Source organism: Syntrophorhabdaceae bacterium (assembly GCA_035541755.1).
Lineage (GTDB): Bacteria > Desulfobacterota > Syntrophorhabdia > Syntrophorhabdales > Syntrophorhabdaceae > PNOF01.
Genome location: DATKMQ010000053.1, coordinates 1 through 12,811 on the forward strand (window position 1 = coordinate 1; position 12,811 = coordinate 12,811).

Annotated in this window: 6 protein-coding genes and 1 tRNA gene; 5 read left to right on the forward strand and 2 right to left on the reverse strand. The window is 50.4% G+C overall.

Features of this window, described 5'->3' with window-relative positions; genetic code table 11:
• Positions 1 to 405: 405 nt before the first annotated feature.
• A complete protein-coding gene (locus tag VMT62_04440; protein HVN95656.1) occupies positions 406 to 1,275 on the forward strand; it encodes a hypothetical protein in 870 nt (289 codons plus the stop codon).
• A 442-nt stretch (positions 1,276 to 1,717) separates the two neighbouring features.
• Positions 1,718 to 2,767 (forward strand): site-specific integrase, encoded by a 1,050-nt coding sequence (locus VMT62_04445; GenBank protein ID HVN95657.1) that lies wholly within the window; start codon positions 1,718 to 1,720, stop codon positions 2,765 to 2,767.
• 26 nt (positions 2,768 to 2,793) lie between these two features.
• On the opposite strand, the gene VMT62_04450 is transcribed toward VMT62_04445, so the two are convergent.
• A tRNA-Arg gene (locus VMT62_04450) sits at positions 2,794 to 2,867 on the reverse strand.
• A gap of 329 nt (positions 2,868 to 3,196) precedes the next feature.
• Between VMT62_04450 and VMT62_04455 the strand changes: the two genes are divergently transcribed.
• Entirely contained in the window at positions 3,197 to 4,477 is a 1,281-nt protein-coding gene (locus VMT62_04455; protein HVN95658.1) for a glyceraldehyde 3-phosphate dehydrogenase NAD-binding domain-containing protein, read from the forward strand.
• A gap of 44 nt (positions 4,478 to 4,521) precedes the next feature.
• Here VMT62_04455 and VMT62_04460 read toward each other — a convergent pair whose 3' ends face one another.
• Positions 4,522 to 8,736 (reverse strand): PEP/pyruvate-binding domain-containing protein, encoded by a 4,215-nt coding sequence (locus VMT62_04460; protein ID HVN95659.1) that lies wholly within the window; start codon positions 8,734 to 8,736, stop codon positions 4,522 to 4,524.
• A 220-nt stretch (positions 8,737 to 8,956) separates the two neighbouring features.
• Here VMT62_04460 and VMT62_04465 point away from each other — a divergent pair, with 220 nt between their 5' ends.
• Both VMT62_04465 and VMT62_04470 read left to right on the forward strand, forming a co-directional pair.
• On the forward strand, positions 8,957 to 10,186 hold the full coding sequence (locus VMT62_04465) for an efflux RND transporter periplasmic adaptor subunit (GenBank protein HVN95660.1): 1,230 nt from the start codon (positions 8,957 to 8,959) through the stop codon (positions 10,184 to 10,186).
• 12 nt (positions 10,187 to 10,198) lie between these two features.
• On the forward strand, positions 10,199 to 12,811 hold a 2,613-nt coding region (locus tag VMT62_04470; protein HVN95661.1), incomplete at its 3' end, for an efflux RND transporter permease subunit.

Consider the following 12,811-nt stretch of genomic DNA (forward strand, 5'->3'; position numbering starts at 1 on the left):
CCCACAGCTCTCTGGGGTACAAGCCCCCAGCGCCTGAGGCGGTGATGCCCAAAGACGGATATTCTGTGGAAAGACTAACTCTGGGAGTGGTACAATGAATGGGGGCAGGTCATGGTCATGTCTAAAAGAAAGCACATCATAAGTGATTTCATTTTCGAAAATCCATGGTGTCCACTCTATGGTGAAATCCCATGGTCCGAGGTAGGTACCAAGCGTTCTACAGTCTATCGGTGTTGCGCGGCGATTCGACAGGCACGAACACTCTTGGATCGTGAAGGGTATTCCTGCCCAACCGGGCTACCGAACGACACATCTCCCCACTACAAAGAAATACATGTGCCGGAGTACCCATGCTTCACTTGTCGTCGACAATTAGAAACGTGTGACAATCTTGAGTGCGAGAGATTGAAGGAATACAACCAGCAATTAACGGAATTACGAAAACTGCGTCAATATCCTCCCCCGCAATACGTGGGAACCAGCCGGAAGGACTTGCTGTCAGCACGATCGATCTTTAATGATTTCCTCGCTATCCAAAAACGTTCCCTGTGGTGGGCAAAAGATGATCCTATTATAACGTTTTACGGTTACTGCGAAAATAGCAACCTGGCGTCAGTGTATGAGAGAGCGATCGAGCAAACGAGACGCTGGGCACGCTGTACTGATGAGGATGGCAACGTGAACGCGATCGATGTCCCGGATACGTTTATTATCAGTGTACTGGCTATCTGCAAAGCCTGGTATACCTTGCGTGAAGTATTATTACTCGGTTCGCCCGAAACGAAGAAAAGTATTTTAGATGATACGTCTGTCACCACAGCTTTAGTTAACATAGCCGAGAAAGAAGCAGAAAAGCAGAGATCTCTTGCGCTCGCCGAGGAGCATAAACAGGTTTCCTCGGCTCTTTCATCGGAATTGAGACAGACAAAGGATTCCATGGATGAACACCTCCAGAAAGAAAAAGCGGTTCGTCATGACAGGGCACTGAAGGGGCTCACCGGCAGGAAGAAATCGACCGACAAAAAGCATGAATTATTCATCGAGATGAGAAAGATCATTCAAGGCCGGTTCCCATCTTACAAGCCTTCCAGGATAGCAAAGTATATTGATGATTATATCAACAGAAACAAGAACAATTATATTTACGGCGCCCCATTATTAAACGCTTACGGAGATCAGGAAAGCGGACTCCGAGAGCTTATTCGAAAGGGAAGAGAGTTAAGAAGACAGTACAAAGCAGGCTTTACCTGGAATAACATACGGACCTTTTTCTAGCAAACCACCTATAAAATTAACATCTTCCGAAACAAATTATGTTGCCAAATAGCTTAGCTATTTAGCTAAAAGCACTATAATATCAATAAGTTACAGCTTGACATGTTTTCGTTTGTTCTGCTATTTTTATCCTTGTAATGTTTAAGTTCATGGAAAGGAAAAGAACAGTCGGACAGACGATAGTTCCAACTCGCAGGCGAGGATGTCGGCGGATCTCGCCTGAAGAGCCCACGGTGAAGCTCGCCCCGCTGTCATGGTATGCGAGACGTATGGATTCATTGACAAGGACACTGGATCATGGAAAAATTGTACAAAGCTGACGAAGTCGCCGAACTTCTCCAATGTAGCGCGAGGTTTGTGTACGAGCACAAAGACGAACTTGGCGCGGTGAAAATCGGTAATCTTATCAGGTTTCCAGAATCCAGACTAACGGAGGTTGTCCATGTCAACGTGGAAGCGCGGCAGGAAGTGGTACTTCCGGTTCAGATTTCAGGGCCGGTACGTGATGAGCGATCGGGGATACGAAAGTCAGCAAGAGGCAAGGGCAGCGCAGGCGGAGAAGCACGTGGATCTCGCCCGGACCGGAGCGATCCGCATGGACTTCATCAATCTTTGCAAAAGTCGCTTGGACGAGCTCGGATCGAAAAGGGGTCCCTCATACTTGTCCGATAACTTGGCCATGGTGAAATTGCTTATCGAAGAGGAGCTATGGGCCTTGAAAAAGACAGTCACGCCCAAAGATGTCAAGACGTTTCTGGACAGGATCGCCGCGCAGGTTTCCCCGCAACGGGCGAATAAATACCGCGCGTATATTCTTGCTCTGTTCAACCATGACAAGAGATACAGGCCTTCCAATCCCGTGCTCGAGATCGGCAAATACCCGGAAATCCGGGAGCCGAAATACGTCCCACCCAAAGAAGACGTTGCCGTCGTTCTCTCCAGGTGCACCGACGAGCAGAAAGACTACCTCTGGACGCTTGCGCTCACCGCGGCGCGCTGCGGAGAGATCAACAAGCTCAAGGTCGAGGACGTAAAGCCACACCTCGGCTATCTGACAATATCGACGAAGAAAGCGGCGAACAGCCAAACCACTTACCGAAACATCCCGATGCGTGGTTTTCTCGCAGAGATCATGGAACACAGGATCGGCGAGGCTAAGAAGGCCGGGTCCGAGTACGTCTTTTTCCAGACGCATCGCGGTTCGCCGATCCGCTACAATTATCGGTCCAAGTTTCTACGCAACAAGTGTGCCGAGGCCGGCGTCAGACCCTTCACGTACCACTGTCTGCGTCATTTCTCCACGGTTGTTATGGCGCAGAAAAGCGTACCGATCAAAGAGGTGCAGCTCATGCTTGGGCACAAGAGACTGACGACAACTCAAATTTACACGGAATCACTCACCACGGTTCCGGCAAACGTTACCAACGAACTGGAAAACGAGCTTCTCTCCAGTTTCGGGGTCGCAACAAAAAGTCGCAACAGGAGGAAATAGCAAATGACAAACATTAGTGATTTCAATGCCCCCGGCATGACTCGAACATGCGGCACATGGATTAGGAATCCATTGCTCTATCCACCTGAGCTACGGGGGCAAGGTTTTTGATTATAATAATTTATCGGTGCCATTTCAAGTAAAACGTAGGTTTAGATCATGGTCGGAAGCGGGCAAAGATCGTTCGAAAGCCTTACGTTCATTGACTTTACGGGTATTTTTTGATATAAGTTTACGGTCGTTTGAAGGGTTTCTTGTGTCACATACGATAGTGATGACAGCCTATTTAATCCGCCCTAACAACCCTTGATGTACCATGAGGATGTACAATTTGCAGTCACCGAAGAGAACAATCACAAGAAAAGTGTCAGGGATAGATAAACCGACCAGAGACTCACAGACACTTGACAAAACAGAGGAGGTAGCGGCATGAGCAGAATTGAGGTCTTTGAAAACAAGCAACCCATCCTTGGTATCAACAGTCTTGGTAGAATCGGAAAACTTACACTGTGGCATCATATCGGAAGAAAATACTTCCGGGAAATCATTGTCAACATCGGGAGAGAGTCCGGCACCGGGCTTTCTTCAATAGCGCAGCTTATAGAGAAAGACGCCACATACGGCACGATTCACCGGTTTCTCTATGGCATCAACGCTCAGAGAATAGTCCAGGTCGTCGATGAAAAGAAAGGCAAGCTCATGATCGACGGTATTCCCGTAACCGTACTGCGCGAGGCGCGTAACCCCATGGACATCGGCTGGAGAAATTATGGCGTAGACGTGGTGGCCGAGTGTACGGGCAAATTTCGCGATCCCACTGTTGCCACAGACGATAAAAACGGCTCCATCAAAGGGCACCTCGCAGGAGGCGCCAGGGTTGTAGTCAACTCATCCCCATTTAAACTCAAGAACAAGGCCCTGTCCGCGCCCGATGAGGCGACCACCCTGATTTACGGCATAAACCATACGGCCTTCAATTACAAAAAACATCAGATCGTTTCGGCGGCATCCTGTACGACCACCGGCCTCGCCCACATGGTAAAGCCGCTTCTCGAACATGAGGAAACGAGCAAGATCCTCACCGCGTCCATGTCCACAGTCCACGCGGTCACGAATTCACAAAGCGTTCTCGACAGCATGCCCAAGGCAGGAGAAAAGGATTTGCGCAAGGGCCGGAGCATACTCAACAATATCATTCTTACGTCCACGAATGCAGCTGAAGCCTTAAGCCAGGTTATCCCGGAAGTGAAGAATATCGGTTTCATGGCGGATTCGATACGGGTGCCCACGAATACGGAATCCCTGATCGTACTGAACGTCACGTTCCAGTCGCTCATGAAGGACGACGGCACCAAGGCGTCTCTTACCACAAAGATGCTGAACGACATATACCAGAAGACATATGAGAAAGATCCCGAGCATCTTGTTGTCTTTACCCTCGAACAGAACGTATCCACGGACCTCATCGGCCAGAATGCGGCAATCATTATCGAGGGCCAGTTCAACCACACGCGGACCGCATTTATCGAGGTCGATCTATCACAGGTGCCCGGACTTCCCGATGAACTTGTCAAGACAGTGTCCAAGGCCAGGATAAAGATTCCTGTTACGCATGCGAAAGTATTCGGCTGGTATGATAACGAGTACGGCAGCTACACAAACAGGATGGCCGATTTGACGGTCTATATCCATAAGAGTCTGTTTCGCTAGGATGCAGGATAACGGCTCAAGACAGGATTGATTTGGGCCTTAGATCAAATCGTAATTTTGTAGGATTCTTCCTTTTCCACTTCATGCTTACCGGCATAGACGGCACCGCTCCAGCCGTCTATGCTGATGAAGTCTCCGCCCCGTATGAGGTGGCCGTCAACCATGCTGTATCCTTCGGTCTCAAATACGTGAAGCTTGTTAAAACCCACGACGCCGACTTTGTTGAGCTGAGGAATGGTGACGGCTGCGTGAGAGGTGCCGCCGCCCCGTGCGGTGAGAAGTCCTTCGACCTTTAAGATCACGCCCACATCATCAGGAACTGTATCAGGCCGAATCAGTATGAGGGCTTCGTGAGGCTCTTTGGCTCTGTAATGTTCGATGTCCGCCTCAGAATAAACGGCGCGTCCGGAAAGCGCCCCTCCGCTCACCCCTATGCCGATTCCAAGAATGGCGCTTCCAAGCTCTTTTGAATCTTTGAATGTACGTATTTTGCCTGTATCCCTTTGAACCATGTCGCGCGTCTGCAGTATGTAAAGCCCCCCGCCGGAGATATTTTCAAAAGTAAATTCTATTTCCTGATGATTAAAACCTTTTTCGTAGATAAGCGCTTCGGCGGTTCTCACCAGCTCACCGTATATCTCGGGAAACCTTGTTTCCAGAGATATGGCCGATTCCCTTTTCTCCGATATCCTCTGCTTCTCTGAGATGGGAAACGTTTCCACAAGGCCGGATACGATGTCATCGCCCTGAACACCGAAGATAAAGTCTCCGTGAATTGCCACGTTCTGAGATGATCCTCTGGGATCGCGGGTGAATATGACTCCCGAGCCCGAGTCCTCGTTCAGATTGCCGAATACCATGGCCTGTACGATCACTGCAGTGCCCCATTCGTCGGAAAGTCGCATCTGGTGACGGTAAATCCTTGCCTGCTCCGAATACCAGGAAGCGAATACCTGCAGTATGGCATGCTGCAACTGTTCCGAGGGGTCGTCTATAACTTCCACGCCCTTCTCTTCCATGGCCTTTTTATACGCAAGGGCAATTTGCTTCATCTGCTCCGGATTGAACTGAATCTTTTTTTCGATCCCGTAGCGTTGTTTGTAGTTGGTCATGATCTCATCAAAGATGTTTCTCTCCAGGCCATGAAACATACCCCAGGTCTGCAAGAACCGCCGGTATGAATCCCAGGACGCCCACTCGTAGTCTTTCACCTTGGAGAGTCCCTCTGCGATTCTGTCATTGATGCCCACATTAAGAAAGGAGTGCATCATTCCGGGCAGGGAGATAGTGGCCCCGCTTCTCACTGAAAGAAGGAGCGGATTTCTCGGGTTTCCGAACTTCTTTCCGGTAATACGTTCGAGCTCAACGATCTCCTTGTATATCCGTTTGCTCAGATCTTTAAAAATGTATTTGTATGCAACCACGGCTTCATATCCCCTGAAGACCTCGGTGGTAATGATAAATCCCGGTGGCACAGGAAAACCGAACGAGGTGAGTTCTTTTAAGAAATAGCCCTTATTCCCTATGAGTATCTGATTATCGATATCCTTATTACGTTTATAGAGGGGCGAAATGGTGAGCTCCGGGATGTAGGCCATGACAAGATTGAGTATCTGCTTATTGTCCTTGAATTTTTCGAGCTCGGCGCTCAACGTCCTGATGATCGCGTTGACGAAATTGTCGAGCACCTGGAGCCCGAAAGCGCTCGCGATTACCGAGCGAATGAAATTCTCCGAGTGTTGATAAAGCTTTTCCTGATTCTTGTCCACGCTCGCCTGTTCGTTCGCCCTATCGTCTTCACGGACAATCCGGTCAATAATGACTGACAGGTTGGGACGATGAACGTCGATGTAATAATCCCTAGTGATGTCCTGGATGCCCTTTGCGATAAACTGAAAAATATCGATGTATTGATCAATGGAAAATTGTCTCACCTGCAGGGCGCTCGTGATGTACCTCATCTTGGCCACAAGACCCTCCGTGGCGATGCCTTCCAGATCAAGGGCTTTTACGTAGAGCCAGAGGTACTCATGGATAGTCATGAGCGTGCTCTTTGTAACGAATTTGAGATTCAACACTTCAATAAGTTTTTCAAAGAGTGTTGTTGCGAGATTCTCAAGCCGGAGCATAAGACCCATGGCCTCAAACTTCTCTTCACGATACGTACCGTACATCGAAGGTATACCGGCCGCGATGTGTCGCTTATAATAGATATTCTCGAAACAGTCTGTCTTGTGAGGGGAAAGGACTTTGTCCTTCAAGGCCGATATCATGTCAAGGACGATGGAGAGGCTCTTGAAGTTGTCCTTTCTTTCGAGCGCCCGTTTCAGCGAACGAATCTTTGGCAACTCCAGAAGACACGATATCTCAAGGTCCTTAAGAAGATCGATATGCTCATGAAAATACTTCTTATAGATAAGCTGATAGAACCTGATCATGAGCTGGGTCCTCTCCTTCTCCCTGTCGGAGAGCCCCTTGATACCCCGTATCTCTTTGGATACGCGCGCATTGTCCCACTCAAGAAAGTTCCGGACATTGCCTTCTGCTTTGTGAAAGAACCTCACGAACACGGCGTGAAGTCCGTCAAAGTACTCTCCTGAATCCCTTACCTCTTCGTAGACTTCGGCCGGCAGATGTTTTCTCACATATTCCCTGTCCCCGGAATTCCAGAATCTGAAGATATCTTCGATGAACGGTATGAGCAGACTGTTACTCTCTACATGTGACTGTTTCCTCAGGAAATAAATGAGTTTGTCATTTCTCCCGGTGAGCTCATCCACGGCAGTTGAAATCTCTCTTAGCTCGCCTTCAGCCCCAATTTCGGTGAAGTAGACAGGGAAGATCCTCAAGAGCTGCTTCACCAGATTGTAAGCCGGAAGAATATCTGAATTGAGAAACTGAGAGATGTCTCTTTGAAGCAGATCCGTATCACGGACGAACACGCCTTTCAGCCTGAGATTGATTATGAGGGCCGATAAGAGCCTCTTCGTCCACCTCGGTTTCAACGAAATGATTTCGAGCCATGCCCGGATATTTTTGATGTGCGCAGGGTTTGCCTGTATCTGCCAATCGTTCGTGGACCCCTTCACATCAGGATGTTGGAAGCCAAAGGCAACGAGCTCTTCGATCAGGACATCGACAAGAGGATGGTTGTTCTGTTCGAAGACCGCCTTGGCCAGCGTTGTTATGCAATCTATGAGGGGACCCTGGTATTGATTCTGGGAAACGGTCCTCTTCAGGGCATGGAATATTCTTCGGATGAAATCGCCCGCGTTGTAATGGCCCTCCTCCTTGAACACCTTCCCGAGGCACCTGTTGATCTCGATCAAGCCCGCGTTGTGGATATCCGAGAGCCCCGGGACATTCATAATATTGAAAAGAAAATCAAGCTTGACGAGGTAGTGCCTGCCCTCGAAAACGCTCGAACGTTCAAGCTCATCGGCGATCAGAAGATAACCGTTCGCTATCTGGAGATAGTCGGGCATGTCAAGATAACATTTCAGATCCTCCGTAGTGTACCGGGACGTGCTGTGGAAATCCTCGACCTTGACGAGCAAATCGTTCAGTTGACTGTGGCTTAGCGGCCGGATAAGCTCATCGTAAGCGTCAAGGGCATTGAGCGCTTCTTCCTCTGAAAAAAGCCACCGTGCGGGATCGGGCTGGGTAAGCCAGAACATATAGGTCGATCTGAAGGCGTTGTACACGATTTCACCAAATGTTGTGAAATCCTGAGAACCATCGTTTTCTTCCATGAGTTTTATGGTGGTTTTCGCATAGCTTGAGGCCTTCTTGAAAAGCAGACTCCCTCCCGCACACATCTCGAGGATCGAGCTGAAAAGGGACGGAAACATCTCCATGTTTCTCTTGAGATAAGAGCCGCTCTTTGAAATAACCGCATTCAGATACTCGAACAGGTATCGAATTGCGCTATCTTTAAGACCTTCATCCGAGGCGGCTAAGATCACGTTCACATACATTTCAGAGAAAATCTTAAACGCCGCTGCGCCCTGTTCGTGCGCGTTGAAGTCGTAGAAATCTCCTATGGAGATGCTCTTTAACTGGGATAGCACATACTCCCAGTTGACGTAGGGATGATTGAGCTCCGTGAGCAGACTCTCGGTTCGTTTCAGCACCCCGTAATGGTCGCTCGCCACGTGGAGGAGTACCGTATACTTGTCGGGAATTTCTACGACGGCCTTGGTTCTTTCGAGATTTATCTCAAGAGCGGTAGAATGCCAGAGATTTTCTTGACTATCCACGGCATTAGATTAATGCAAAACAGACGAAGATGCAACAAATACGATGGGTTAATATTCTCGCGCGGACGATATCGAAGCCAGTCCTTGTTTTCGCCACGTGAGAGTAGCCCCATGATATAGATGAGTGCCGCTCTTAATCTCGTCCAAACCCTTCATGTATACTTGCACCCATTTGTAACAAAGGCTCCATTTGTGGTAAAAAATGTATAGAGGTTTTTTCATGACAAGAACAAATGCTTTGATCGGCCCTCCCTGTGTAATCATCCCCGTCATCCTCGTGATTGCACTCTCTATAGCAGGATGCAAAAACAACCAGAAGTCTGAAGCCTCACTCCTTCCGCCTACCGTAGAAGTGGTGAACGTGATCAAGAAAGATGTGCCGCTCTATTCTGAGTGGACGGCCTCCATTGATGGTTCCGTGAATGCGACGATTCGTGCGCAAGTGCAGGGTTATCTCATCAAACAGGACTACCGTGAAGGTGACTTCGTGAAGGAGGGGCAGACCCTCTTCGAGATCGATCAACGGACTTTTCGAGCGGCCCTGGAACAGGCAAAAGGACAGCTCACGGAAGCACGGGCTCGATGGGAAACCTCAAAGGCCAATCTTGAACGCATAAGACCCCTCGTAGAGTTGCATGCGGTGAGCATGAAGGACTTCGATGATGCCGTTGGCGCTGAGCGCGTGAACAACGCTGCTGTCGTCGCAGCCCAGGCTATGGTGGATAAGGCTCAGGTGGACCTCGGTTTTACCAGGATCGCCGCCCCTATCTCAGGCATTGCAGGCATCGCCAAGGCGCAACTCGGTAACCTCGTGGGTCCCGGATCTATAGATGAACTCACCACTGTTTCAGCAGTGAACCCCATCAAGGTCTATGTTTCTTTGAGTGAGCAGGAGTATTTGAGAATTGTCGAACATGGCCGCGGAGGGTTAAGTCAAATGTCGCTTGATCTTGTTCTCGCCGATGGCACGGTCCATCCCCATAAAGGTTTTTTTGCTTTCGCCGATCGCCAGGTCGATGTGAAGACCGGTACGATCAAAGTTGCTGCCCTCTTTCCTAACCCCGGTAACGTGCTTCGTCCCGGACAGTTCGCGAGGGTCAAGGCACAGACTATGATCAAGAAGAATGCCCTTCTCGTGCCGCAAAGAGCAGTTACGGAGTTGCAGGGCGGATATCAGGTGGCCGTTGTGGGCGCCGATAACAGGGTCGATATTCGACCGGTTAAGGCGGCGGAACGTATCGACAACCTGTGGGTCATTGATGATGGCCTCAAAGCTGATGAGAGGGTGGTGGCGGAAGGAATCCAGAAGATCGCATCCGGCGCTCAGGTCGTGGTCAAGCCCTTCGGATCGGCTCCAACCGGAAATCCGGAAACCAAGCCCGGCGTAACTTCCGGCAGTACGGCAAAATCGCTTACCCCGGCGTCTGTCCCGACCAGAAAAGTTCAATAGGAAACAGACACCATGTCAAGATTCTTTATAAACCGTCCTATTGTCGCAATGGTCATCTCGATCATATTCGTCGTCTTAGGGGCTGTCGCACTCATGGAATTGCCCGTGGCTCAGTTCCCCGAGATAGTCCCACCGGAGATTCAGGTCAACGCTACGTATAACGGGGCCGACGCTGAAACTGTCGAGCAGTCTGTTGCCACCCCTATTGAGGAACAGGTAAGCGGGGTCGACAACATGAATTACCTGTACTCGGTGAATGCCAGCAACGGTTCCATGCGCATGTTCGTCAACTTCGACGTGAAGACCGATCCTAATACGGATCTCCTCTTCACCCAGATGCGTCAGAACCAGATCCAATCACAGCTCCCCGTTGACGTCCGTAACTACGGTGTGTCGATTCAGAAATCGAGGGCATCGCCCCTTATGCTCGTTGCCCTTTACTCGCCGAAAAAGACATACGACGGCCGTTTTCTCGCTAACTATGCCAACATAAACCTTGTGGACCAGTTGCTTCGGGTGCCCGGGGTCGCCAACGTGAACATCTTCGGCGCGGGCCGATATGCAATCCGCATATGGGTGAAGCCCGACACGTTAGGCAAGCTCGGTATCACCGTTCCGGACATTATCAACGCCATTCAGAAACAGAACACCGTCAACCCCGCCGGTCAAATAGGCAGCGAGCCTGTGCCTGCCGGACAGGAGTTTACCTATACGGTCCGAACGCAGGGCCGCCTCGTCACTGCGGAGGACTTTGGTTCCATTGTTGTCCGTGCAAACGCTGACGGTTCGATTATACATCTCAAAGACGTGGCAAGAATTGAATTGGGGTCGCAGAACTACAACGTCATGGGGCGTCTCGACGGGGAGGCAGCCGGGATTATGGCCGTGTACCAATTGCCCGGCTCGAATGCGCTTTCAATAGTAAAAGAGACGAAAAAGGTCATGGAACGGGCAAGAAGCCGGTTTCCCACGGATCTCAATTATGAAGTCGCTCTTGATACGACACGTTCAATCAACCAGGGCATCAATGAGATTGTCAAGACGCTTTTAGAGGCGCTCCTCCTTGTCGTCCTCGTGGTATTTATCTTCCTTCAGGGGTGGAGGTCGACCCTCATTCCCATTCTCGCCGTTCCCGTCTCTCTGATCGGTACCTTTGCCGTCTTTCCCATACTCGGCTTTTCGATCAACACCCTGTCGCTCTTCGGTCTCGTCCTCGCCATCGGACTCGTGGTAGATGACGCTATCATCGTGGTGGAAGCTGTTGAACGACATATCGAAGAGGGCCTGTCGCCAAAGGATGCGTCGCTTAAGGCCATGGAAGAGGTGGCTGGACCGGTCATGGCCATCGCGCTCATCCTGGCAGCAGTCTTCATTCCTACGGTATTTATACCGGGTATCACAGGCAGGCTTTACCAGCAGTTCGCTATCACCATCGCCATCTCGGTCCTTATTTCAGCGTTCAACGCTTTGACATTAAGCCCCGCACTCTGCGCCCTCCTTCTTAAGCCGGAAAAGCAACACCCGGGTTTTTTGACCTCGTTTTTCAGATCGTTCAATCGCCTCTTCGGTCAGGCCTCGAAAGGCTACGTGGATATCTGTGCATTGCTCATCCGTAAGAGCGTTATGGGTCTTTCATTTCTTGCGGCAATCGCGCTCGTTGCCGGCCTTTTGGGTCACGGACTCCCGAGAGGGTTTCTCCCCGAGGAAGACCAGGGCTATCTGTACGTGAACGTGGCACTCCCTAATGCGGCATCGCTACAGCGCACAGACCAGGTCTGTCGACAGGTCGAAGAGATCATCAAGAACGCCCCGGGGGTTGAACACTATCAGACTATAGTCGGCAACAGCTTGATGACCGTTGCGCAGAATACATACAGCGGTTTCCTTTTCGTCACGCTCAAAGACTGGAAGAACCGGACCAAGCCTGAGGAACAATACCAGGCGATCATGGCGCATCTCAACCGCGAGCTGTCGAAATTGCCCGGGGCGGTGGCCTTCGCCTTTCCGCCTCCTGCCATCCCGGGTGTGGGACTCGCCGGCGGAGCCACCCTCGTGCTCGAGGACAGGGGCGGCAGGGACTTAAGTTTTCTCTCAGAAAACGTCAACAAATTCATCGACGCGGCGAGAAAGAGGCCTGAACTCGCCCGCGTGACCACTACCTTCCTGCCCTCGGTTCCACAGATTTTCGTGAACGTGGACCGAGACAGGGTGCTCAAGCAGGGTGTTGACCTGGCCCAGGTCTACCAGACGCTTCAGGCTTTCATGGGGGGCTATTTTGTCAACTACTTTAACCGCTTCGGCAGACAGTGGCAGGTCTACGTGCAGGCTGAGGGAGAGTACCGTACCAAGGTGGAGAATATCGGTCAATTCTATGTAAATAACGATAGAGGCGACCCCGTGCCGCTATCCGCTTTGACGACCGTCGAATCCCGTCCCGGACCTGAATTTACCATGCGGTACAATCTGTACCGGGCCGCACAGATAAACGTGATGGCCAAGCCGGGATTTAGCTCTGGTCAGGCCATGGATGCCCTTGAAGAGGTGTTCAGACAAACTATGCCTTCCGAGATGGGGATCGATTACATCGGCATGAGCTTTCAGGAAAAGAAGGCGTCTCAAGGCATA